The sequence below is a fragment of the Bradyrhizobium sp. WYCCWR15520 genome (assembly GCF_056174665.1).
On sequence record NZ_JBWBWM010000027.1, the window covers coordinates 100,311 to 122,649 of the forward strand.

Sequence of the window (22,339 nt, forward strand, 5' to 3'; positions counted from 1 at the left end):
TCTTGTGCAACGCAATCAGGGTGCGCGCAACTGGTCCGGCGCCAGGGTCTGGCGCCTTATCAGGACCAGCGCGATCAGCACGGTCGGGATCAGGATCGCTAATCCGAGCGAGGTGATCTGCCATTGCGAGAGTGGCATGATGCCGCCGCCGGGCGTGGCAATCACGAAGCCGCCGATTATGAGCAACACCCGCAGCGGCCATTCCAGCGCGCCCGCGCCCCTGAGGTCGCCGACAAACACCTGATAGCCCTGGATGCCGCCGCAGATGAACAGCGTGCCGAAGCCCGCCAGCGTCATCAGCCCGAGCCCTTCCAGATACGGGCTTGGTCCCTGCAACACCAGCGCCGGGTTCAGCACGAAGAAGAACGGAATGAAATAGATGATGCTGCCGACCCACATCGATTCCCATCCCGTCTTCATTGCCGACGAGCCGGCTATGCCGGCCGCGGCAAAGGAGGCGATCGCGACCGGCGGCGTGATCGAGGACAGCATGCCCCAGTAGAAGATGAACATGTGCACGGCCATGCGGTTGAGGCCGAGCTTTTCCAAAGCGGGCGCCACCAAGATGGCGAGGAAGATGTAGCAGGCCGTCGTCGTCAGCCCGAGCCCGAGGACGAGGCTGGTGAAGGCGCACATCACCAGCAGCAGCAACGCATTGTCGCCGGCGATCCGCAACAGGTCGTTGGCGAGGCTGGAGACGACGCCGGTCATCGAGAACGCACCGATCAGCAGGCCGCAGCCCGCGAGGATGCCGACCAGCTCAACAAAGGTGCGCCCGTTGACCTCGAGGAACTTGTTAATGGTCGAGAGCGTCCAGCGCGTGTCCTTTGAGAAAAGCTGGTTCAAGACCAGCAGCAACGCGGTCGCGTAGAACGGCGCGTGGCTCTCGCGCTTGAAATACAAGAGCATCACGATCAGGAGCGCGATGACGAAGACATAATACCAGCCGTCCTTGATCGTATCCCAGACCTTCGGCAGTTCGGCACGCGGAATGCCCTTCAGGTTGTGACGCGCCGCATAGGAGTCCACCTGCATGAACAGTCCGGCGTAATAGAGCACCGCCGGAATGATCGCGGCGAGCGCGACGTCGGCGTAGCTGACGTTGAGGAATTGCGCGATCACGAACGCGGTCGCACCCATCACCGGCGGCGCCAGCACGGCGCCGGTCGACGCGCAGGCCTCGATCGCGGCAGCATAAGAGGCGCGAAAGCCGCTCTTCTTCATGACCGGAATGGTCATGGTGCCGGCGGTCAGCACGTTGGAGATGATCGAACCCGACATCATGCCGAGCAGCCCGGAGGCGAAGATACAGACTTTTGCCGCGCCGCCGCGAAAGGTGCCGCATAGCGAGAATGACAGGTTGATAAAAAACTTTCCGGCGCCCGTCATCATCAGCGCGGTGCCGAACACCAGAAAGCCGATCACGGTGTCGGCAAAGGCCTGGATCGGGATGCCGAGCAGGCTTTCGCCCGACAGCACATGATAGGAGGTTGCCTGTTCCAGCGTCGATTGTGTGCCGCGGAACGGTCCCAGCCACTTCGCATCTGCAAACAGTGGATAAACCGTAAACGGCAGCACGCTAAGCAGCAGGCTCCAGCCGCCGGTGCGCCTCAACGCCTCCATCAGCACCACCCACATGATGACGCCGGCGACGATGACGTCCGTCGGCGCGCCGCCGAACTCCCAACCGGCTTCAGCCGCCTTGCGGACGCTGCGCATCAAGAGGATGGCGCAGGCGAAGGTGACAACGAAAAGCAGGATGTCATACCAGGGAATTCGATCGAGCGGCGCGCTCCCGGTTCCTGGAAAGATCAGGAACGTGAACGGCAGCATCAGCGCGATCAGGAGATAAAAATACTCGGTGTTGAGCTGCGTATAGCCGAGGAAGAAGCGCAGCGAGAATTGCTGGTTGATGCACAGCAGGATGGTTACCGCGGTGGCAACAACCAGCGCCCAGCGCCAGGCCCCACGCAATGTTCGCACCCGCGTGACTTCGGCTTCCTGCATGTTGGCATGCGGGTCGTCGAACTCAATTCGTTTTGCAGGCGCGACTACGCTATCGCTCGACATCATTTCCCCCGAGACGGTGTTGGCCTTCGACTTGAGCGAATAGCGGCGGTGCTATTCAAAGCCGTTCGGCATGTTCGCCTTTGCTAGCGCCGCCGCGCGCGCCTTCATCCAGCCGTCGAGAAACGCCTTGTCGTCCGACGGCGGATTCGACTTGCCGTAGTCCGCCCATGCCGTCGCAAGAACCTGCTGGCGCTTGAGCAACTCCTTGTTGTGAGCTTCCTGTGCATCGGTCCACTGACCGGCTTCCTTCAGCGCCTTCGCAGCTCCCGGATGCACCGGAACCACCCAGTTCTTGGTCTGCCGGTCGGCGGCAAGGCCGCCCGCGCCCGGCGCGGCATCCTTGTAGGCGTCGTAGCCCGTGATCATCGCCTTGGTGATCGAATAGACCTCGTCCGCGGCCAGCGATCCATAAGACACGAAGATCGGATAGGGGTAGTTGCCGAGCTCGATCGGCTTGTCCTTGGAAATGCCGGCGCCGCAGGTCGCGACGTGCGGGAAGAAGAACGAGCCAACCTTTTTCACGCGTTCCCAGCCGGCCTTGTCGCCGGGCGGCAGCGGTGGCCAGACGATGCCCCGCGGCGATGTCTCGAGTTCCTTTGCCGGGCCAGTAATGGTGGTGGCGAAGGCGGCATCGACGTCGTTGTTGACCATGCCCTTCCACATCGCGCCATAGCTCGAGAACTCGACGACCTTGACGTCGCTTTGCTTGAGGTCGCCGAACGCCAGGACCGCGAGCGCGTTCTGGTTCAGCGCCGGCGAACCGACCACGAAGCCGACGCGCTTGCCCTTGAGCTGCTTGATCTCGGTCACGCCCGTATCCTTGGCGACGCCGAGCGAAGCGCCGTTGCAATCGACGGTAGACAGCACCAATTGCAGGGCTTGCGGACCCCATTCCTTGGTGCCGAATTCGAACACGCCTTCCTGGGCGAAATAGGAGCCGGAGCCCATCGCGGACATGGCCGCGCGCTTGGCGCGCAGCGGCGCCAGCCGCGCCACGTCGTTGCCGGCCGGCAGCACGCGAACGTCGGTGCCGTATTTGTCTTTCATCATTTTGCCGACGCCGACGGCGATGTTGAAGCCCGCGGTGCCGGTGTCATAGGCGGTGACCACCATGGTCGGCGGCAGCTTGACGTCATCGGCGTACGCCGCCGGCATGGCCAGCCATGAGATGCCCGCAAGGGCGATTGGCGCGAGCGCCTTCAAGCCGTGAATCATATTTTCCCCTCAGATTGGTTCGCGATGCGAAATTCTCTCGTCCGCATTGATCATGTCATTCGCTACTTGCAATGGCAACGTTAGGACACGTGCGTCAACACCAAAGCTGGACAGATTGTCGCGGAACATGTCGCGAGCAAGTCTATGCCGCGATACTGTTAAGCTTCGATGATGGCGACGACCTGTCCTTCGGCAATGACGTCGTCGAGTTCGACCAGGATGGCCTTTATCTTTCCTGATGCCGTCGACGTCACCGGAATTTCCATCTTCATCGCTTCGACGAACGCAATCTCGTCGCCGTCGTCGACATTGCCGCCGGTTGTGACGTGAAGCCCGCACACGCGGCCGGCGACTTCGGTGACGATCTTGATTTCTGGCATTCCGTTCTCCCCGGGGACCGTCTGACGGACAGGCTGTCCTCGTGAACGGCTTTTTGTTGTGGCCGCAGATTGCCTGAGGTAGTTTGTTCTGCAAGTGGAATTTTGTTCCGCAGGGCGGAATTAGGCCATGGAGCCATAACAATGGGAAGACGCTCGGAAAGGCTAAGCAAACAGGGAATGCTCGCCAGCGATCTGGCGGGCGAGGGTGACGTGATCCAGGTGGTGTCGCGGGCGTTCGACGTCCTGCGCTGCTTCGAGGGTCATGAAGCAAGGTTAGGTAATCTGGAAATTTCCAGCCGCTGCGGCCTGCCGCGGTCGACGGTGTCGCGGCTCACCCACACTCTGACGCGGATGGGCCAACTCGTTTATCTGCCGCGCGACCAGAAATACCGCATCGGACCAAGCGCGGTGGCGATGAGCACCTCGATGATGAAGGGGTTGCAGCTTCGGAACCTGATCCGGCTGCGGCTGCAGGACGTCGCCGATCAATTGCCGGGAACCGTCGGCTTCGTAATTCCCGACCGCTATCATCTGGTCTATCTCGAATTCGCCCGCGCCGCGAACGCGCTCGGCCTGCACGAAGGCACTGGCAGCCGCATTTCGATGACGAGCACCGCGGCCGGCTTTGCCTATACCGCAGCGCTCGACACTGACGTCGGCGACGCCTTGATCGCCGAAATGGAGCGCGAGATTCCGGAAAATGCGGAACAGTTGAAGTCCCGCATCGAGGACAATCGCCGCCATCTGCGCGAACACGGCTATGTCGTCGGCTGCGGCACCTGGAGCCCGCATATCAACGGCTGCGCGGTGCCGGTGTGGTCACCGCAATATCAAACCTTCGTCGTCGTGACGATCGGCCTTCTCGCCGCGATGTTTGACGAGGAACGGTTGCACCGGGAAGTGGCGCCGCAGATGCTCGAACTCGGCGTTGCGATCGGCGGCCTGCTCGAAGGCGCCGAGGGCGACATCTTCGCCAACCGTATCGAAAGAAAGCCGCTTCCGGCGCGACCCCACAATAACAACAAGATCATCAAGACGGAGGATACGAATGAACTGGAAGCCGGAGCTCGACGAGCTCGCTCGGCGCGAAGCGTTCGCGCGCGAGATGGGAGGCGTTGACAAGGTCAAGCGCCAGCATGACCAGGGCCGGCTCACGGTTCGTGAGCGCATCGACAGACTGATCGACAAGAATTCCTTCCACGAGATCGGCGCGATTTCCGGCATTGCCGAATACGACGAGAGCAGCGAACTCAAGCACCTGACGCCGGCCAACTGCGTGTTCGGCCGCGGCAGGGTCGATGGCCGTACCGTGGTGGTGGTCGGCGATGATTTTACCGTGCGCGGCGGCTCGGCCGACGCCTCGATTTCGGCCAAGCCGCTGATGGCCGAGGAAATGGCGCATGATTTCCGCCTGCCGATCATCCGCGTGATCGAGGGCTCGGGCGGCGGCGGTTCGGTGAAGACGATCGAGACGCGCGGCGCGGCCAATCTGCCCGGCGGCGTCGGCGGCACCCGCTGGTACTGGTTCACGACGGCGAACATGGCGCGCGTGCCTGTAGTGGCGCTCGGGCTCGGTTCGGTCGCGGGCCTTGGCGCTGCGCGGCTGGCCGCCAGCCATTATTCGGTCATGACCCGGAATTCCGCGATGTTTGTTGCGGGACCGCCGGTCGTCAAACGCCTCGGCCAGGATTTGACCAAACAGGAGCTCGGCGGCGCCGAGATCCAGACCCGCGCCGGCGGTGTCGATGATGCCGTCGACACTGAGGAGGAGGCGTTCGAACGCGCGCGGCGTTTTCTGTCCTATCTGCCGTCATCGGTGTACGACCTGCCGCCGACCACGCCCTGCAGCGACGATCCGGAGCGCGCCGACGAGTCGTTGTTGAAGGCCGTGCCGCGCAACCGCCGCCAAGTCTACAAGATGCGCCCGATCATCGACGCCGTCGTCGACAAGGGTTCGTTCTTCGAAGTGAACTCCAATTTCGGCCGCCCGGTCATTACCGGGCTTGCCCGGCTTGAAGGCCGCGCGGTGCTGCTGCTCGCCAGCGATCCCTTCCACTACGGCGGGTCGTGGACGGCGGAGGCGTGCCAGAAGGTGGTGCGCTGGGTCGATTTCGCCGAAACCTTCCATCTGCCGGTGGTCTATTTGATGGATTGCCCCGGTTTCATGATCGGGCTCGAGGCCGAGAAGTCGGCGACCATCCGGCACGGCGTGCGCGCGATGGCCGCCGTGAACCAGTCGACCGTGCCCTGGTGCACCATCATCGTGCGCAACGCGTTCGGTGTGGCCGGTGTCGTGCATCAGCCGGCCAACCGCTATTCGATGCGCTATGCCTGGCCGTCGGCCTATTGGGGCTCGTTGCCGCTGGAAGGCGGCATCGAAGCGGCCTACCGCGCCGATATCGACGCCGCCGAGGATCCGGCGTTGAAGCTGAAAGAGATCGAGGAACGCCTCAACAAGCTGCGCTCGCCATTCCGCTCGGCCGAGAAATTCTGGGTCGAGGAGGTGATCGATCCCCGCAAAACGCGTTCGCTATTGTGCGAATTCGCGCGATTGGCGGAGCCGATCCGCAGCGTGGGTCCGCCAACCAACATGTCGACGCGGCCGTGAGCTTGCGCGGAAATCGTAGGGTGGGCAAAGCGAAGCGTGCCCACCATCCATCATCGAGCGAGCTGCGCGATGGTGGGCTCGCTTCGCTCAGCCCACCCTACGGCAGTTGTTATGCCGCCGCTGCTACCACCGGCTTCGGCCGCGAGATCGCCAGGACAATCAGCGCGGCGACGATGCAGAGCGCGCCAGCGACGATGAAGGCGGGCAGGTAGCTCTGCAACATCGTCCGCGACAATCCGGCACCGAACGCTGCGACACCCGCGCCTAATTGATGCCCGGCAAATATCCATCCGAACACGAGGTTGGCGCGCTCGGCGCCAAACCGCTGCGCGGTTAGCCTCACCGTCGGCGGCACGGTCGCGATCCAGTCGAGCCCATAGAACATCGCAAACAGCGACAGGCCGTACAGCGTGAAATCGGAGAAGGGCAGGAGCAAGAGCGACAGGCCGCGCAGTCCGTAGTACCAGAACAATAGCTTGCGATTATCGTAGCGGTCGGACAGCCAGCCCGAGGCGATAGTGCCGACGAAATCGAAAATGCCCATCGCAGCCAGCAGGCTTGCCGCCTGCACCTGCGGAATGCCGAAATCGAGACACATCGGGATCAGGTGGACCTGGACCAGACCGTTGGTGCTAGCGCCGCAGATGAAGAAGGTGGCGAACAGGATCCAGAACACGCCCGACTTCGAGGCATCGCGCAGTGTGCCCAGCGCTGCCGCCATGATCGGGGTGGTGTTGGGCGGCGGCGCCGGCAGCGGCTCGGTGCCTTCATCGCCGAACGGCCGCAGGCCGACATCACTCGGCCGGTCGCGCATAGTCATCAGCACGGCGAAGGCAGCGACGCTCAGCATCACGCACACCAGCGCCAGCGCGGGCCGCCAGCCATAGGCCTCGGTCAGGCTCGCCAATAGCGGCAGGAAGGCGAGTTGCCCGGTGGCAACGCTGGCGGTGAGAATGCCGACGACGAGGCCGCGCCGCGCCAGGAACCAGCGCGCGGCGATGGTTGCGCCCAGCACCAGCGCCGTCATCCCGGTGCCGATCCCGATCACCACGCCCCACAGCAGCATCAATTGCCAGACCTGCGTCATCGCCAGCGACGCGACGAGACCAGACACCACGATCAGCAGCGCCAGCAGCGTCACATTGCGCAGGCCGTAACGGTTCATCAGCGCGGCGGCGAACGGGGCCATCAGCCCGAACAGGATGAAGCGGATCGACAGCGCCGAGGAAATCTCCGCCGTGGTCCAGCCGAATTCCTTCTGTAGGGGCACGATGAAAACGCCGGGAGCGCCGACGGTGCCGGCAGAGATCAGGGCGGTGAGAAAGGTCACGGCGACCATCACCCAGCCATAGTGAATGTTGCGGCGGGCGAGGGTGGCGGACAACCAGTTCGAGATCATTGGGCCTCAGGAATTTCTGTTGGGGCGGTTTGCCTGATTTGCTTTTGCGCATTCTATCGTGATGATGGCATGACTTGAATGTCACACTTCCCTCGTTTCAAGACATGCACAACAATATGCGCCCAACAGGTGACATTCGCGAAGTGAAAGAACCCGCCAACTGAAGCGGCCTCAGTTTAGCGCTGTAGCGGCTTGCCTCCGTGCCACACCCGAGCATCCATTGGCCTCCAAAAATGCACTCCCCGCAATGGGAGCGTTCGAAAGCGCGACGTTCGGGAGCGTGTCAAAGTTCACCGTCTCAGTGTCCAAGCCGGAATGCACGGGCTTTCCAGTCGTAGGACAGCGGATCAGAATATCCGACACGCTGCGCACCACCATCCGACCGGCGCAGCGTGCGTTCGGACCTCTATGCTGCCAGAAACGGTATCTCTATCGCCAGTGTATAGCCGTTGACCATCAGCAGGCCACCCGCGGCACCGACGATGCTGCCGACGATCGCAAGCCAGGGCAGCGTCGCGACGATCGAGACCGAGATCAGCACGATGGCGATCTGCAGAAGCGCTTCGGCATAGTCGAAGTAGGGATCCTGCTTCAGCGCATGGTCGCGCCTGCTCTCGTAGTCCTTGGCCCGCATCATCAATTCCTTCTTGCCCTCCTGCGTCTCGGGCTCGGACTCGTAGCGTGCCGCCGTCTTGCGATAGGCGTCCGCTTTTGCCTTCAGGGCCGTCCTGGCCTCGGCGTTGAGGCTTCCGTCCTGCAGGAACGCCAGTTCGATCGCGTCGGCCGCGAGGTTGTAGTCGGTCTGGCGGATGTTCTTGGCCTGGTAGAAGGCATAGTGGTTCGCGGCATAGATGTTGTTGTTGGTCGCCTCCTTGCCGGCGTTGGCGCCGCCAAGCCCGGTGATGGCCAGCAGCATCGCCAGAATGGCGATGCCGACCGCCGCGCGCTGCTTGAAGCGGTCGTTCTCCTTCTCCTGATCCATCATGTCGGCGGCGTCTTCGGCTTTCATCGATCAGCTCCTCCTTGCTCCTAAAGGGCAGGCACCATAAACAACAGCGTTATGTCACCATCGCGACGCACGAGCACGTTGATTTGTTTCGCAAAAATGCGGCAGGCGCGATGGGTCATACGAAAGGGATGGTCAAGGTTTACGCAAACGTTCGGATGCTTCAGTTCAAGCGTCACCTTTACGGGAGAGAAGTCGACCAATATGAGGTCGAAACAGGCCAGCCACAAGGCCAATACAAACGGCATTGGCAGACATCCCAGGTTCAGCCCTCGAGGCCCGCTTCACCTCCAACCGCGGATACTGGCTATCCGACCACTCCGTTCTTTTCAGTCGGCTAGTGAGTACACGTCCTATTCCAGGTCCTCGAGTGCCGTCTTGATGGCCTTCCTGAAGACCGCGATATCGCCGACCTCGTGGCCGAGCACCAGCGCAAGCCGGGTCAGGAACAGCGCCTCGCGGTCGGGCCCGGCCATATCGATCGCCTTCGCCAGCGTCTCGTAGGCGGTCTCGAAGTCTTCAAACGGCATCGCGCTCATGGCATCTCGCTTCCCAGGCAAATGCCTGCGGTTCTCAGGATCTCGGAGGGGACAGCCGCCTTCCATCGCCCGGCGATGTGCAGGTCCGGCCGCAGCAGATAGAGCGTGCCGGGTGCTGCAGCAAACAGGCGGGCGATTTCCCCGCCATGATCAGCGATTGTCTTTGCGCCGGATATGGAGGTCTGTGAGCCCACGACAATGGCTGCGAACCGCTTGTCGATCCGGCCGAGATGTTCGATCGATGCCAACTGTTCGGCGGTGGGTTGTGCCTCGCAGAACAGGATCGCCGTCAGGCCATGGCCGGCGTAGTCGAGCAGGTAGCTTCCGTCGGCCAGCCCAGCGTTCGACGCGACACTGCCGCAGGCTGGCCCGCCGGCAAAGGCTGCATCGCGTGCGGCATAGGGTGTCAGCACACTGTCCGAATAGGTGTAGGGCTGCATCTGGCGCGGATTGGCCAGTCCCCGCGGAAATTCGTGCTTCAAGCTGAGCGACAACGCAGCCTCGCGCGCGAGCCGCCAGCCGCGCGTCGGCGGCGTCATGAAGCGCGTGCTTTTGGTGGCGTTGGCGAACACATCGAGCGTGGCGCCGCGCCGCTCCGGCGAATAGCTGTCGAGCAGCCGGTCGTCAGCCTCGCCATGGAGGACAAGCGCAAGCTTCCAGCCGATGTTTTCGGCATCCGCGAGACCATTGTTCAGTCCGCGCACGCCGAAAATCGGCACGATATGCGCGGCATCGCCGATGAAGAATACCCGCTCGTGCCGATAATCATCGAGGCACAAGGTATTGGCGGAATAGACGCTCCACCATTCCAACTCCCACGGTTTTGTGTGGCCGATATCGGCAAGGATCGCACTGACGCGTGCGCGGATATTCTCCTCCTTCAGGGCCTCGGCCTCGCTTTCCCCTTCGCGAAGTTGGTAGTCCACCCGCCAGATATCGTCCGGCTGCTTGTGGATCAGCACTGTGCCGCCGGGGTTGCCGCTCGGTTCAAAGAACGCCCGACGCTCGGTCGGAAAATCATGCTCCATGCGGATGTCGGCGATCACGTACCGGCCTTCGTAATTGTCACCTTTCAAGCGGAGCCCGAGCATCGACCGGATTGGCGAGCGTGCACCGTCGGCGGCCAGCAGATAGAGAGCGTCGAGAAAGTAATCCCCCACCGGCGATGAAATGCGGGCAGAAACACCATCTACTTGGCGCTCGAGGCCGGATAATTCGCTCTGCCAGCGCATGTCGATGAGATTGTTGGCGGCCACCGCATCGTGCAGGAATTTCTCGATGTACTGCTGCTGCAGATTGTACATCGGCAGATATTTTTCGCCCGGCGGCTGCGGCATCTCCAGCCGGAAAATCTGCTCGCCGCGGTAGTAGCTGCGGCCGAACCGCCAGCCGAGCGCCTTCTCGACAAACGGTGCGACCGCGCCGACTCGCTCCAGGATATGCATGCTCGGCCGCGCGATGCAGATCGCACGGCTGCCATCATTAAAAGTGTCCTTGCGATCGATCAGCACGCTCCTGATGCCGTACCGCGCCAGCACCAGCGCCGCCGTCATGCCGATCGGGCCGGCCCCCACGATCAGGACGGGATGCCGAGCCGTGACGCCGTCAAGCTCGGGGACGCGCCGCGCCGCGAAGCGCGGATAGTCGAAATAGAGCGACTCCAGCGGTCCCTTGCCGGCAGGCCTCATACCTCCCTCCGTCTATTTCTTGCGGGCGAGAAATTCCCCCATCAACCGCTGCGGCTCGCCGGTCAAAAAGGACTGCCCGAACACGCCGACGCTCAAATTGACGGATTCGGTCAACGGCAACTCCTCCCATTGCCGCAACAGCGCCTTCTGGATGCGCAACGCCTCGGGTCCGCATTCGAGGAGCGCCTTCACCGTATGCTCGACCGCGGCATCGAGCCCGCCTTCCTTCGCGACTACGTCGACCAGGCCCCAGGCGAGCGCGGTGGGCGCGTCGATATTTTCGGCCGTCATCACCAGCCAGCGGGCGCGGCCCCAACCGATCAGCCGCGGCAATAGCGCAGCGTGGATCACCGAGGGGATGCCGACGCGCACTTCCGGCATGCCGAATTTGGCGTCGTGGGCGGCGATCCGGAAATCGCAGGCGGCGGCGACTTCGAGGCCACCGCCGAGGCACCAGCCCGGCAGTCGCGCGATCACCGGCGCTGGAAACTGGCGCACGGCCTCGCAGAGGTCGCGCAGCCGCGTGATGAAAGCTTCCGCGGATTTCTGATCGAGCTTCGCCATCTCCTTGATGTCCGCGCCGCCGATCATGCTCTTCTCGCTCTGGCCGGCCAGGATCACCGCGCGGATATCGGGCTCAGTGGCGAGCTTCTCAAACCCCTCGCGGACGCCGTTGGTGACCGCGGAAGACAGGATATTGAGGCTGCCCGCATTGCAGATCGAGAGCCGAACGACGCCTCTGCCGTCGCGGTCGATGCCGCAATGGGGATTGAGCATTTCCATTTTGTTTTTCCGGGCCTTGTTTTGGATGGTGACGCCACTTCCGGGACATTGCGCCGGCTTGTCAAGGGCAGGTGGGCAGGGCGGTTGCGCGCGGGAGGTCTTCCGTATAAAATGACGATCATCATTCAAAGGGGGCTGCCATGACTATGGCTGATACCGTCGATCTCTTCTCGGCAACCGCGCGAAGGCAGCGGGTGGTGGACTGGCAGGCGCCCGGGCCGGTGGCGAAAGCAGCCGCCGGCATGTCCGGTCTGGAGACGATGTGCGCGATCCGGGACGGCATCCTGCCACCGCCGCCGATGGCCCGGCTGATCGGCTTCCGGATGGCCGTTGCAGAGCCTGGCCGCATCGTGATGGAACTCGATCCGCACGAGAGTCTCGAAAATACCATCGGCCTGCTCCATGGCGCGACATCAGCGGCGTTACTGGATACCGCCATGGGTTGTGCCATTGCCACCATGCAGCCGGCCGGGCAGACTTCCGTCACGCTGGACCTCAAGCTGACCTTTCTGCGGCCATTGTCGGTGCGATCGGGCACGATCGCGGCGGAAGGCAAAGTGGTAAAGCTCGGCCGCCAGACCAGCTATGCGGAAGGCTTCGTCCGCGACGGCGTCGGCAATCTTGCAGTGCACGCAACCGCGACCTTCTCAATGATCCCGGGTGGAAACGCGAAATAGATGCAGCATTTCCCGCGCACAACTGCTATTATATGACCAGGGACATTTAATGGGACGCGTCAATGCGCTATTCGAAAGAGCACAAGCAGGAAACCCACTCACGGATCGTGAAAAAGGCCTCGGTGCGGCTTCGCGAGAAGGGCGCCCACGGCATCGGCGTCGCCGACCTGATGAAGGAGGCGGGGCTGACCCATGGCGGTTTCTACGCGCATTTCGATTCCCGCGAGGCGCTGGTGATCGAGGCCTTTGCCTACGCGATGGACCGCTCGGTCGAGCATTGGCGCAAGATCGCCGCTGAAGCGCCGGCTGAGAAGCGGCTGTCGACGATCGTCGATTCCTACGTGTCGACGGTGCATCGCGACGATCCCGGTCGCGGCTGCGCGGTGCCCACGCTCGGCGCCGAAATTGCCCGTGAAAGCGCAAAAACACGAAGAGCCTTTTCCGCCAAGCTGGAACAATTGATCGATGTGATGGCCGACCAGATTCCGGACGTGCCGCGCAAGACCGCGCGCAAGCAGGCGATGGGAACGCTGGCGACTATGATGGGCACGCTGGTAATGTCGCGCGTCGCCGGCAGCGGTGAACTGTCGGACGAAATTCTCGTCGCTGGCCGCGAGGCGGCGCTGGGACGCGCAGCCGCCAAGCCGGCTGCAAAGAAGGCGCGGGCGAAGGTGAATTGACGGCGGGAATCGTAGGGGTTGGCAAAGCGCAGCGTGCCCACCATCTTTCCGAGATCGCCGTCTGAAATGGTGGGCACGCTTCGCTTTGCCCACCCCTACAGTCACTTCGCTCGCAATGACGGGTGGAGGGATTTCACCTCCCGCCAAACAGCGCGCGCTCGCTTTCCACCGTCTCGCAGATGTAATCGGCCACCGCGCGAATGCGCGCCAGGTCCTTGCTGTCGGCATGCATCAGCATCCAGAACGTGCGCGAAATCCTGACCTCATCAGGCAATACCGGTCGCAATTCCGGATGCGCCGTCGCCATGAAGTGCGGCAGCACCGCAATCCCGAAGCCCGCGATGGTGGCGTTGAGTTGTGCGATCAGGTTGGCGCTGCGGAATTTGGCGGAAATCTTCGGCGAGACCTGGGGCAGGTAATCCAGTTCCGGGGTGAACAGCAGTTCCTCGATATAGCCGACGAAGCGGTGCCCGGGCAGGTCGCTGCGCGAGGCGATCTTCGGCGCGCGGTCGAGATAGGCAGGGGCGGCGTAGAGGCCGAGGCTGTAGTCGAGCAGCTTGCGCCCGACGATCCGCCCTTCCTTGGGCATGGTCAGGCTGATCGCGATATCCGCTTCCCGCTTCGACAGGCTGAACAGCCGTGCGGTGGCGACGAGCTGCAGATCGAGATCGGGATACCGTTCGGTGAACTTCAGAAGCCGCGCGGCCAGGAAGTGGCTGCCGAAACCGTCGGGCGCGCCGATCCGGACCGTGCCGGTGAGCTGGGCGCGGGAGCCGCCGACCGCCTCCTGGTTGGCGACGATGGTGGATTCCATCGCCTCCGCACTGTCGGCGACGCGCTGGCCGGCTTCGGTCAGGAGGTAGCCGGTCTTGCGGCGGTCGAACAGCTTGGCCGAGAGATGCCGTTCCAGCCGGTCGACACGGCGGATCACGGTGGCATGATCGACCGATAGCTGCTTGGCGGCAGCGGAAACCGATCCGCCGCGCACAATGGCGAGGACGAAACGGAAGTCATCCCAGTCGATCGAACGGTCGCCTTGATCCAGCATTTCCGCACATCTATGGTGCAATTTATCGGACTTGTATCCTAAGAAATGCAGGTCAAAAAGGGGCTCGAAAGCGATCCCACGCGGGACCTTAGGGAGATTATCCATGCGCTCAATCGGACACTTTATCGGCGGCAAAGAGGTCAAGGGAACGTCCGGACGGACGGCCGACGTGTTCGAGCCGATGACCGGCGAAGTCCAGGCCAAGGTGGCGCTGGCCTCGAAGGCCGAAGTCCGCGCGGCCGTCGAGAACGCCGCGCTGGCCCAGCCCGAATGGGCCAACACCAATCCGCAGCGCCGCGCGCGCATCATGATGAAGTTCCTCGAACTGGTGCAGCGCGATTACGACAAGCTTGCTGAGTTGCTCGCGCGCGAGCACGGCAAGACCGTCCCCGACGCCAAGGGCGACATCCAGCGCGGCCTTGAGGTCGTGGAATTTGCCTGCGGCATTCCGCATCTGATGAAGGGCGAATATACCGAAGGCGCCGGTCCCGGCATCGACATCTACTCGCTGCGGCAACCGCTTGGCGTCGTTGCCGGCATCACGCCGTTCAATTTCCCGGCGATGATCCCGATGTGGAAGTTCGCGCCCGCGATCGCCTGCGGCAACGCGTTTATCCTGAAACCCTCCGAGCGCGATCCCGGCGTGCCGATGCGGCTGGCCGAACTGATGATGGAGGCGGGGCTGCCGCCCGGCATCCTCAACGTCGTCAACGGCGACAAGGAAGCTGTCGATGCGATCCTCGACGACCCCGATATCAGGGCGATCGGCTTTGTCGGCTCGACGCCGATCGCGCAATATATTTATGAGCGCGCTGCGCAGACCGGCAAGCGCTGCCAGTGTTTCGGCGGCGCCAAGAACCACGCCATCGTGATGCCCGACGCCGACATGGACCAGGCCGTCGACGCGCTGATCGGCGCCGGCTACGGCTCGGCCGGCGAGCGCTGCATGGCGGTGTCGGTCGCGGTGCCCGTCGGCAAGACCACCGCCGATCGGCTGATGGAAAAGCTGATCCCGCGCGTGGAATCGCTCAAGATCGGCACCTCGGTCGATCCGTCCGCCGATTACGGCCCGCTGGTGACCCGCGAGGCGGTCGAGAAGGTGAAGAACTACATTGATATCGGCATCAAGGAAGGCGCTACGCTCGCCGTCGACGGCCGCGGCTTCAAGATGCAGGGCTATGAAAAGGGCTTCTATCTCGGCGGTTCGCTGTTCGACAACGTCACCAAGGACATGCGGATCTACAAGGAAGAAATCTTTGGGCCCGTTCTCTCGGTGGTTCGCGCCCACGACTACAAGGAAGCGCTGGCGCTGCCGTCCGAGCATGACTACGGCAACGGTGTCGCGATCTTCACCCGCGACGGCGACGCCGCGCGCGACTTCGCCGCCAAGGTCAATGTCGGCATGGTCGGCATCAACGTGCCGATCCCGGTGCCGATCGCCTATTACACCTTCGGCGGCTGGAAGAAGTCGGGTTTTGGCGATCTCAACCAGCACGGCCCGGATTCGGTCCGCTTCTACACCAAGACCAAGACGGTGACCTCGCGCTGGCCGTCCGGCGTCAAGGAGGGCGCGGAGTTCTCGATCCCGTTGATGAAGTGATGGCGTAGCCCAGCCCGTCATTGCGAGCGCAGCGAAGCAATCCATATTGCGAAAAGGACGAATGGATTGCTTCGTCGCTTCGCTCCTCGCAATGACGAAAGAATGAGCCCAGAATGCAGTTCGCTCTCAACGAGGACCAGATCGCAATTCGCGACATGGCACGGGCGTTTGCGGCCGAGAAGATCGCGCCGCACGCGCTGCGCTGGGACGAGGAGAAGCATTTTCCGGTCGACGTGATGCGCGAAGCGGCCACGCTTGGCATGGGCGGCATCTACATCAAGGAGGACGTTGGCGGCTCCGCGATGACCCGCTTCGACGCGGCGCTGATCTTCGAGGCGCTCGCGACGGGCTGCCCGACCGTGTCGGCGTTCATCTCGATCCACAACATGGCGTCCTGGATGATCGATGCCTATGGCAACGACACCCAGCGGCAAAAGTGGTTGCCGAAACTTTGCACGATGGAGCTGATCGCAAGCTACTGTCTTACCGAGCCGGGCGCCGGCTCGGATGCCGCGGCGCTGCGGACCCGCGCGGTGCGCGAGGGCGATCATTATGTCCTGAACGGCCAGAAGCAGTTCATTTCAGGGGCGGGCGGCACCGATCTGCTGGTGGTGATGGTGCGGACCGGAGGCGATGGTCCCGGCGGCGTCTCGACGCTCGTCATCGACGGCAAGACGCCCGGGGTCTCGCTCGGCGCCAACGAGCGCAAGATGGGCTGGAACGCGCAGCCGACCCGCGCGGTGCTTTTCGAGAACGCCCGCGTGCCGGTCGAGAACCGGCTGGGCGAGGAGGGCATCGGCTTCAAGATCGCGATGGCCGGGCTCGACGGCGGCCGCCTCAACATCGCGGCGTGCTCGCTCGGTGGCGCGCAAAGCGCGCTCGACAAGTCGCTGGCCTACATGAAGGAGCGAAAAGCCTTCGGCAAACGCCTCGACGAATTCCAGGCGCTGCAATTCCGCCTCGCCGACATGGCGACCGAGCTGGAGGCGGCGCGGACTTTTTTGTGGCGCGCAGCAGCAGCGCTCGACCGCAAGGACCCCGACGCCACCATGCTGTGCGCGATGGCAAAACGCTTCGGCACCGATGTCGGTTTCGAGGTCGCCAACCAGGCGCTGCAGCTCCATGGCGGCTACGGCTACCTCAGCGAATACGGCATCGAGAAGATCGTGCGCGATTTGCGGGTGCACCAGATCCTGGAAGGGACCAACGAAATCATGCGGCTGATCGTGTCGCGCAAGATGATCGAGGGCGCGCGATGACGGATGCGGCCGTTGCAGAGGGCGACCTGATCGCGCGCAAGGAAGGTTTTGCCGGCATCATCCGCCTGAACCGGCCGAAGGCCATCAATGCCGTGACGCTGGAGATGTTCCACGATGTCGACAAGGCGCTCGATGTCTTCGAGGCCGATCCCGATGTCGCCGTGATCGTGCTGGAAGGGGCGGGCGAGCGTGGGCTATGCGCCGGCGGCGACATCCGCGCGCTCTGGGAAAGCTCGAAGGTCAAGGGCGACCTCGGCAAGATTCTGTGGCGCGACGAATATATCCTCAACGCTCGCATCAAGAAATTCCCAAAGCCCTATGTCGCCTTCATGGACGGCATCGTGATGGGCGGCGGCGTCGGTCTGTCGGCGCATTCCAGCCACCGCGTCGTGACCGAGAAGACTAAACTGGCAATGCCTGAAGTCGGCCTCGGCTTCTTTCCGGACGTCGGCGGCACCTGGCTATTGTCGCATTCGCCCGGCGAGATCGGCACGTACTTCGGATTGACCGGTCAGACCATGAACGGCCCCGATGCTATCAATGCCAAATTTGCCGATGCGGTGGTGCCGTCATCAAAACTGCCGGCCTTGCGCGAGGCGCTGATCAAGGTGCAGCCCGGCACGACGTCGGCTGACGTGACGAAGCTGATCGACGGTTTCTCGACCGGCGAGACGGCCGGACCGGTCGCCGCGCAGCAGGCGAAGATCGATGCGCTGTTCTCCCACGATCGCATGGAAGACATTGTCGCGGCGCTGCAGCGCGACGGATCGGATTTCGCGCAAGCGACGTTGCAGACGCTCAGCGAAAAGTCACCGCGCGGTATGGTGGTGACGCTCAAGCTGCTGCGGCTGGCGCGCAAGTCGAACTCGCTGGAAGAATGCCTGGTGCGGGAGTATCGCGCCGCGCTGGAAGTGTTCGCCAGCGACGATTTTCGCGAAGGCGTGCGCGCCGCCGTGATCGACAAGGACCGCAATCCGAAATGGTCGCCGCCGCGCATTGAAGACGTGACGCCGGCAATGATCGCGCCTTACTTCGCCGAGATCGGCGCCGACGAACTGAAATTTCGATAAGTCAAAACAGAAACGCCCCAGCGGAGGAACATCATGGCAAATATCGCATTCATTGGCCTCGGCAACATGGGCGGGCCGATGGCGGCCAATCTGGTCAAGGCCGGCCACAAGGTCACCGCGTTCGATCTGGTTGCGACCTCGCGCGATCAGGCCAAGGCGGACGGCGCATCCATTGCCGAGAGTTCGGTCGCTTCTGTCAAGGGCGCTGATGTCGTCGTCACCATGCTGCCCGCGGGCAAGCATGTGCTGTCGGTCTGGAACGAAGTGGTCCCGGCAATGGCCAAGGGCACGCTGATCATCGATTGCTCGACCATCGACGTCGAGAGCGCCAAGCAGGCGCACGCGCTGGCCGCCAAGTCCGGCATGCTTTCGGTCGATGCGCCGGTGTCGGGCGGCACCGGCGGCGCCAAGGGTGCCACGCTCACTTTCATGTGTGGCGGCGAGGACAAGGCGTTTGCGGCGGCAAAGCCCGCGCTGGAAAACATGGGCAAGAAGATCGTGCATTGCGGCGGTGCGGGTGCCGGGCAGGCGGCCAAGATCTGCAACAACATGATCCTTGGCATCTCAATGATAGGCGTCGGCGAAGCCTTTGCGCTTGCCGAAAAGCTCGGCCTGTCGCACCAGGCGCTGTTCGACGTCGCCTCGACCTCCTCAGGCCAGTGCTGGGCGCTGACCTCCTATTGCCCGGTGCCCGGCCCGGTGCCGGCTTCGCCCGCCAACAATGGCTACAAGCCGGGCTTCGCCTCCAACCTGATGGTAAAGGACCTGACGCTGGCGCAGGATGCGGCCAACGCCGCCGGCGCCGTCACGCCGCTCGGCAAGCACGCGCAGGAGATCTACAAGGCGTTTGATGCCGCCGGCCATGGCGGGGTGGATTTTTCCGGTATTATCCAGCACGTTAGGAGCCTCGCTGGGAAATAACGGAGACCTGATGACGAGTTTTCAGGAAGCGCGCGCCTTTCTGCTCAAGCACCGCACCGATTACGATGCGGCCGTGAAAGGGTTTCGCTGGCCCGACCCGGTTCCCTTCAACTGGGCGCTGGATTGGTTCGACGCGGAACTCGCCGGCAATGCCGACAGCCGGGATCGCACCGCGCTCTGGATCGTCGATCCCGGCGACAAGGAAATAAAGCTTTCCTTCGCCACACTGTCGCGCCGGTCCAACCAGGTCGCCAACTTCCTGCGCGCGCAGGGCTTGAGGCGCGGCGATCATTTGCTGTTGCTGCTCGGCAATGTCGTGCCGCTGTGGGAGACCATGCTGGCGGCGATGAAGCTCGGCGTTGTCGTGATCCCCGCGACGACGCTGCTCACGCCTGACGAACTGCGCGACCGGCTGGATCGCGGCAAGGCGAGGGTGGTGGTGGCCACGCAGGATCAGGTCGCGAAGTTCGCAGGGCTCGGCGGCGACAGTCTGGTGCGGATCGTGGTCGGCGCGACCTCGCAGCACGACGGCTGGCTGCCGTTCGAAGGGGCGGAGAGTGCGCCGGAAGCGTTTGCGCCTGATGGGCCGACCCATGCCGACGACCCCATGCTGCTCTATTTCACCTCGGGCACCACGGCAAAACCAAAACTGGTGCGGCACAGCCAGCGCAGCTATCCCGTCGGCGCGCTCTCGACGATGTTCTGGCTCGGCCTGCAGCCGGGCGACGTGCATCTGAATATTTCCTCGCCGGGCTGGGCCAAGCATGCCTGGAGCTGCTTCTTCGCGCCATGGAATGCGGGGGCCACGGTGTTCGTGGTCAACCAGCCGCGCTTCGACGCCAAGGCCTTGCTGGCAATCGTCGGCCGCTGCGGCGTCACCACGCTGTGCGCGCCGCCGACGGTGTGGCGGCTGTTCATTCAGGAGAAGCTCGCCGACTTCAAGGTCAGCCTGCGCGAGGTCTGCGGCGCCGGCGAGCCGCTCAATCCGGAAGTGATCGACCAGGTGAAGGCGGCATGGGGTCTCACCATTCGTGACGGCTACGGCCAGACCGAGACCACCGCGCTGGCCGGCAACTCGCCGGGCCAGAAGGTCAAGGTCGGTTCGATGGGCCGCCCGCTGCCGGGCTACCGCGTGCGGATCACCGACAATGACGGCCACGTTACCAAGGAGGGCGAGGTGACGCTGGTGCTCGGCGCCGACCGCCCGGCGGGCCTGATGCAGGGCTATCAGGGCGAGGACGGCAAACTGAGCGGGGCCGACGGCGATCTTTACCGCTCGGGCGACGTGGTGTTTGCCGATGACGAGGGCTATCTCACCTTTGTCGGCCGCTCCGACGACGTCTTCAAATCGTCCGACTACCGCATCAGCCCATTCGAGCTGGAGAGCGTGCTGCTGGAGCATGATCAGGTCGCGGAAGCCGCCGTCGTGCCCAGCCCCGATCCGATCCGGCTCGCGATTCCGAAGGCCTATGTGTTGCTGGTCTCGGGCGCGGAACGCACGCCGGAGACGGCGCTGTCGATCTTCAAACACCTGCACACGCGGCTAGCGCCGTTTAAGCGCATCCGCAAAATCGAGCTGGTGACGGAACTGCCGAAGACGATTTCCGGAAAGATCCGCCGCGTCCAGTTGCGCCGGCTCGAACATGATAATAATCGCAACGACGCGTTGCGCGGCGCCGAGTTCCGCGAGGATGAATTCCCGGAGCTGCAGAAGGTGCGGACCGCCGGGTTGGAGAGCTGATCAATGAATGAAGTCTGGAAGAAGCCGCCGGTCTCGTTTGAGGCCTATCAGGCCATGGTCGGCAAGGAGATCGGGGTGTCGTCGTGGCACCTGATCGACCAGAACCGGATCAATGTCTATGCCGACGTGATCGAGGACCATCAGTTCATCCATGTCGATCCTGAACGGGCGAAGAAGGAAACCGCGTTCGGCAACACCATCGCGCATGGCTTTCTGACGATGTCGCTGATGAGCATCATGTCCTATGAGGTGATGCCGGTCATCGAAGGCACGGCGATGGGCGTCAACTACGGCTTCGACAAGCTGCGTTTCCTGTCGCCCGTCCGCGCCGGTTCGCGGGTCCGCGGCCGGTTCACGCTCATGGAAGCCAAGCTGCGCAAGCCCAAGGAACTGCAGTCGCGCACCAATGTCACCGTCGAGATCGAGGGCGAGGACAAGCCCGCGCTGGTGGCCGACTGGATCGGGTTGATTTATTTCAACTGAGTTCCTGCCGTCATTGCCGGGCTTGACCCGGCAATCCATCACTGATCAAAAAGCTCTTCAATTTTGATGGATGCCCGGGTCAAGCCCGGGCATGACGAGAATCCGGGAATCGCAACTCATGGCAATCAGGTTTGACGGACGCGTCGCCATCGTCACCGGCGCGGGCAATGGTCTGGGACGGGCACATGCGCTTGGCCTGGCGAGCCGTGGCGCCAAGGTCGTGGTCAACGATTTCGGCGGCGCGCGTGACGGCACCGGCGGCTCGCTGTCGCCGGCCGAAGCCGTGGTCGAGGAAATCCGCAAAGCGGGCGGCACCGCGATGGCCGACGGCGCCGACGTCTCGAAGTTCGGGCAGGTCACGGCGATGGTCGAGCGGGCCACGAAGGAGTGGGGCAGCGTGGATCTGCTCTGCGCCAATGCCGGCATCCTCCGCGACAAGTCGTTTGGAAAAATGGACGTCGCCGACTTTGCCAAGGTGCTCGACGTCCATCTCGTCGGCACGTTTTACTGCTGCAAGGCGGTGTGGGATGGCATGCGCGAGCGCAACTACGGCCGCATCGTGCTGACCACTTCGTCGTCGGGCCTGTTCGGCAATTTCGGCCAGGCCAATTACGGCGCGGCCAAAGCCGGCATGGTCGGCCTGATGAATGTACTCGCCGACGAAGGCCGCAAGAACAACATCCGCGTCAACACGATCTCGCCGACCGCGGCGACCCGGATGACGGAAGAGCTGTTGCCGCCGCAGGCGCTGGAGCTGATGAAGCCCGAGGCGATCACGCCGGCGGTGGAGTTTCTGCTGAGCGAGGACGCACCGACCCGCACCATCATGGGCGCCGGCGCCGGCTCATTCGCGGTGATCAAGATCATCGAGACCGAAGGCATCAACCTCGCTCAGTCCGACTGGACGCCGGACGCGATCGCGGCAAACTTTGCCGAGATCGACGACGTGTCGAAGGCCAAGGCACTGCAGGGCGCGTTCGAGCAGACGCAGAAGTATGTGGCGCAGGCGGCGGCAAGGGCGGGAATTAAGCTGTAACGCGCGGACTCGTAGATGGGGTAACGGGCCCCGGTCCACCCTCCAGGCAAGCCGCGCTTGCTACGGCGGTGTTGGGTGGCGCGCTTCGCGCGACCTGCCTGGAAGGCGGGCGGTCGTCCCTCACATTGATGGTGTT

The 22,339-nt window shown here is 63.2% G+C and carries 21 protein-coding genes; 11 read left to right on the forward strand and 10 right to left on the reverse strand.

Annotated elements, in window-relative coordinates; genetic code table 11:
- Positions 1–15 precede the first annotated feature (15 nt).
- From AC0QUY_RS28495 to AC0QUY_RS28505, 3 genes are all read right to left on the reverse strand, one after another.
- Complete coding sequence (locus AC0QUY_RS28495; RefSeq protein ID WP_475389544.1) at positions 16–2,070, reverse strand: TRAP transporter permease; 2,055 nt, start codon at positions 2,068–2,070, stop codon at positions 16–18.
- 51 nt (positions 2,071–2,121) lie between these two features.
- On the reverse strand, positions 2,122–3,285 hold the full coding sequence (locus AC0QUY_RS28500) for a TAXI family TRAP transporter solute-binding subunit (RefSeq protein ID WP_475389545.1): 1,164 nt from the start codon (positions 3,283–3,285) through the stop codon (positions 2,122–2,124).
- Between the two features lie 158 nt (positions 3,286–3,443).
- Entirely contained in the window at positions 3,444–3,665 is a 222-nt protein-coding gene (locus AC0QUY_RS28505) for an acyl-CoA carboxylase biotin carboxyl carrier protein subunit (RefSeq protein ID WP_161854027.1), read from the reverse strand.
- A gap of 141 nt (positions 3,666–3,806) precedes the next feature.
- Here AC0QUY_RS28505 and AC0QUY_RS28510 point away from each other — a divergent pair, with 141 nt between their 5' ends.
- A complete protein-coding gene (locus tag AC0QUY_RS28510; protein WP_161854028.1) occupies positions 3,807–4,784 on the forward strand; it encodes an IclR family transcriptional regulator in 978 nt (325 codons plus the stop codon).
- A complete protein-coding gene (locus AC0QUY_RS28515; RefSeq protein WP_475389546.1) occupies positions 4,714–6,273 on the forward strand; it encodes an acyl-CoA carboxylase subunit beta in 1,560 nt (519 codons plus the stop codon). Before AC0QUY_RS28510 ends, AC0QUY_RS28515 begins: the two co-directional genes overlap by 71 nt.
- A gap of 109 nt (positions 6,274–6,382) precedes the next feature.
- On the opposite strand, the gene AC0QUY_RS28520 is transcribed toward AC0QUY_RS28515, so the two are convergent.
- The 6 genes from AC0QUY_RS28520 to AC0QUY_RS28545 all read right to left on the reverse strand — a co-directional run bounded on the left by AC0QUY_RS28520 (position 6,383) and on the right by AC0QUY_RS28545 (position 11,688).
- The gene (locus AC0QUY_RS28520; protein ID WP_475389547.1) at positions 6,383–7,672 is read right to left on the reverse strand and encodes an MFS transporter; all 1,290 of its coding nucleotides are present in this window, start codon (positions 7,670–7,672) and stop codon (positions 6,383–6,385) included.
- Positions 7,673–8,078: 406 nt separating this feature from the next.
- On the reverse strand, positions 8,079–8,681 hold the full coding sequence (locus AC0QUY_RS28525) for a DUF4337 domain-containing protein (RefSeq protein ID WP_161854031.1): 603 nt from the start codon (positions 8,679–8,681) through the stop codon (positions 8,079–8,081).
- A 20-nt stretch (positions 8,682–8,701) separates the two neighbouring features.
- Positions 8,702–8,926 carry a hypothetical protein gene (locus AC0QUY_RS28530; protein WP_161854032.1) on the reverse strand — a complete coding sequence of 75 codons (225 nt, stop codon included), beginning with the start codon at positions 8,924–8,926 and terminating at the stop codon, positions 8,702–8,704.
- A 105-nt stretch (positions 8,927–9,031) separates the two neighbouring features.
- A complete protein-coding gene (locus AC0QUY_RS28535) occupies positions 9,032–9,217 on the reverse strand; it encodes a DUF2783 domain-containing protein (protein ID WP_161854033.1) in 186 nt (61 codons plus the stop codon).
- Positions 9,214–10,905 carry an FAD-dependent monooxygenase gene (locus AC0QUY_RS28540; protein ID WP_475389548.1) on the reverse strand — a complete coding sequence of 564 codons (1,692 nt, stop codon included), beginning with the start codon at positions 10,903–10,905 and terminating at the stop codon, positions 9,214–9,216. Before AC0QUY_RS28540 ends, AC0QUY_RS28535 begins: the two co-directional genes overlap by 4 nt.
- Before the next feature lie 12 nt (positions 10,906–10,917).
- Positions 10,918–11,688, reverse strand: a complete 771-nt coding sequence (locus AC0QUY_RS28545) for an enoyl-CoA hydratase (protein ID WP_475389549.1) — start codon at positions 11,686–11,688, stop codon at positions 10,918–10,920.
- A gap of 140 nt (positions 11,689–11,828) precedes the next feature.
- Between AC0QUY_RS28545 and AC0QUY_RS28550 the strand changes: the two genes are divergently transcribed.
- Together AC0QUY_RS28550 and AC0QUY_RS28555 are read left to right on the forward strand one after the other, a co-directional pair.
- A complete protein-coding gene (locus tag AC0QUY_RS28550; protein ID WP_475389550.1) occupies positions 11,829–12,365 on the forward strand; it encodes a PaaI family thioesterase in 537 nt (178 codons plus the stop codon).
- 62 nt (positions 12,366–12,427) lie between these two features.
- Positions 12,428–13,045, forward strand: coding sequence for a TetR/AcrR family transcriptional regulator (locus AC0QUY_RS28555; protein WP_475389551.1), 618 nt, complete (start codon positions 12,428–12,430; stop codon positions 13,043–13,045).
- A gap of 133 nt (positions 13,046–13,178) precedes the next feature.
- On the opposite strand, the gene AC0QUY_RS28560 is transcribed toward AC0QUY_RS28555, so the two are convergent.
- Positions 13,179–14,093 carry a LysR family transcriptional regulator gene (locus AC0QUY_RS28560; protein ID WP_475389553.1) on the reverse strand — a complete coding sequence of 305 codons (915 nt, stop codon included), beginning with the start codon at positions 14,091–14,093 and terminating at the stop codon, positions 13,179–13,181.
- A gap of 103 nt (positions 14,094–14,196) precedes the next feature.
- Here AC0QUY_RS28560 and AC0QUY_RS28565 point away from each other — a divergent pair, with 103 nt between their 5' ends.
- From AC0QUY_RS28565 to AC0QUY_RS28595, 7 genes are all read left to right on the forward strand, one after another.
- Entirely contained in the window at positions 14,197–15,693 is a 1,497-nt protein-coding gene (locus AC0QUY_RS28565) for a CoA-acylating methylmalonate-semialdehyde dehydrogenase (protein ID WP_475389554.1), read from the forward strand.
- A 113-nt stretch (positions 15,694–15,806) separates the two neighbouring features.
- Positions 15,807–16,952: an isobutyryl-CoA dehydrogenase gene (locus AC0QUY_RS28570; protein WP_475389555.1), complete on the forward strand. Its 1,146-nt coding sequence runs from the start codon at positions 15,807–15,809 to the stop codon at positions 16,950–16,952.
- Positions 16,949–18,022: an enoyl-CoA hydratase/isomerase family protein gene (locus AC0QUY_RS28575; RefSeq protein WP_475389556.1), complete on the forward strand. Its 1,074-nt coding sequence runs from the start codon at positions 16,949–16,951 to the stop codon at positions 18,020–18,022. The genes AC0QUY_RS28570 and AC0QUY_RS28575 overlap by 4 nt, the downstream gene beginning before the upstream one ends.
- A gap of 33 nt (positions 18,023–18,055) precedes the next feature.
- Positions 18,056–18,943, forward strand: coding sequence for a 3-hydroxyisobutyrate dehydrogenase (mmsB, locus tag AC0QUY_RS28580; RefSeq protein WP_475389558.1), 888 nt, complete (start codon positions 18,056–18,058; stop codon positions 18,941–18,943).
- 10 nt (positions 18,944–18,953) lie between these two features.
- Positions 18,954–20,684, forward strand: coding sequence for an AMP-binding protein (locus tag AC0QUY_RS28585; RefSeq protein ID WP_475389559.1), 1,731 nt, complete (start codon positions 18,954–18,956; stop codon positions 20,682–20,684).
- A 3-nt stretch (positions 20,685–20,687) separates the two neighbouring features.
- Positions 20,688–21,167 (forward strand): MaoC family dehydratase, encoded by a 480-nt coding sequence (locus tag AC0QUY_RS28590; RefSeq protein WP_057835201.1) that lies wholly within the window; start codon positions 20,688–20,690, stop codon positions 21,165–21,167.
- A 118-nt stretch (positions 21,168–21,285) separates the two neighbouring features.
- The gene (locus AC0QUY_RS28595; RefSeq protein WP_475389561.1) at positions 21,286–22,203 is read left to right on the forward strand and encodes an SDR family NAD(P)-dependent oxidoreductase; all 918 of its coding nucleotides are present in this window, start codon (positions 21,286–21,288) and stop codon (positions 22,201–22,203) included.
- Positions 22,204–22,339: the final 136 nt, after the last annotated feature.

Bases quoted from the DNA above. Each gene is read 5' to 3' on its own strand.
- AC0QUY_RS28505 (WP_161854027.1), bottom strand. From the start codon at position 3,665: ATGCCAGAAATCAAGATCGTCACCGAAGTCGCCGGCCGCGTGTGCGGG.
- AC0QUY_RS28585 (WP_475389559.1), top strand. From the start codon at position 18,954: ATGACGAGTTTTCAGGAAGCGCGCGCCTTTCTGCTCAAGCACCGCACC.
- AC0QUY_RS28515 (WP_475389546.1), top strand. From the start codon at position 4,714: ATGAACTGGAAGCCGGAGCTCGACGAGCTCGCTCGGCGCGAAGCGTTC.
- AC0QUY_RS28530 (WP_161854032.1), bottom strand. From the start codon at position 8,926: ATGCCGTTTGTATTGGCCTTGTGGCTGGCCTGTTTCGACCTCATATTG.
- AC0QUY_RS28595 (WP_475389561.1), top strand. From the start codon at position 21,286: ATGGCAATCAGGTTTGACGGACGCGTCGCCATCGTCACCGGCGCGGGC.
- AC0QUY_RS28570 (WP_475389555.1), top strand. From the start codon at position 15,807: ATGCAGTTCGCTCTCAACGAGGACCAGATCGCAATTCGCGACATGGCA.
- mmsB (WP_475389558.1), top strand. From the start codon at position 18,056: ATGGCAAATATCGCATTCATTGGCCTCGGCAACATGGGCGGGCCGATG.
- AC0QUY_RS28545 (WP_475389549.1), bottom strand. From the start codon at position 11,688: ATGGAAATGCTCAATCCCCATTGCGGCATCGACCGCGACGGCAGAGGC.
- AC0QUY_RS28500 (WP_475389545.1), bottom strand. From the start codon at position 3,285: ATGATTCACGGCTTGAAGGCGCTCGCGCCAATCGCCCTTGCGGGCATC.
- AC0QUY_RS28525 (WP_161854031.1), bottom strand. From the start codon at position 8,681: ATGAAAGCCGAAGACGCCGCCGACATGATGGATCAGGAGAAGGAGAAC.
- AC0QUY_RS28520 (WP_475389547.1), bottom strand. From the start codon at position 7,672: ATGATCTCGAACTGGTTGTCCGCCACCCTCGCCCGCCGCAACATTCAC.
- AC0QUY_RS28495 (WP_475389544.1), bottom strand. From the start codon at position 2,070: ATGTCGAGCGATAGCGTAGTCGCGCCTGCAAAACGAATTGAGTTCGAC.
- AC0QUY_RS28555 (WP_475389551.1), top strand. From the start codon at position 12,428: ATGCGCTATTCGAAAGAGCACAAGCAGGAAACCCACTCACGGATCGTG.
- AC0QUY_RS28510 (WP_161854028.1), top strand. From the start codon at position 3,807: ATGGGAAGACGCTCGGAAAGGCTAAGCAAACAGGGAATGCTCGCCAGC.
- AC0QUY_RS28560 (WP_475389553.1), bottom strand. From the start codon at position 14,093: ATGCTGGATCAAGGCGACCGTTCGATCGACTGGGATGACTTCCGTTTC.
- AC0QUY_RS28575 (WP_475389556.1), top strand. From the start codon at position 16,949: ATGACGGATGCGGCCGTTGCAGAGGGCGACCTGATCGCGCGCAAGGAA.
- AC0QUY_RS28535 (WP_161854033.1), bottom strand. From the start codon at position 9,217: ATGAGCGCGATGCCGTTTGAAGACTTCGAGACCGCCTACGAGACGCTG.
- AC0QUY_RS28550 (WP_475389550.1), top strand. From the start codon at position 11,829: ATGACTATGGCTGATACCGTCGATCTCTTCTCGGCAACCGCGCGAAGG.
- AC0QUY_RS28590 (WP_057835201.1), top strand. From the start codon at position 20,688: ATGAATGAAGTCTGGAAGAAGCCGCCGGTCTCGTTTGAGGCCTATCAG.
- AC0QUY_RS28565 (WP_475389554.1), top strand. From the start codon at position 14,197: ATGCGCTCAATCGGACACTTTATCGGCGGCAAAGAGGTCAAGGGAACG.
- AC0QUY_RS28540 (WP_475389548.1), bottom strand. From the start codon at position 10,905: ATGAGGCCTGCCGGCAAGGGACCGCTGGAGTCGCTCTATTTCGACTAT.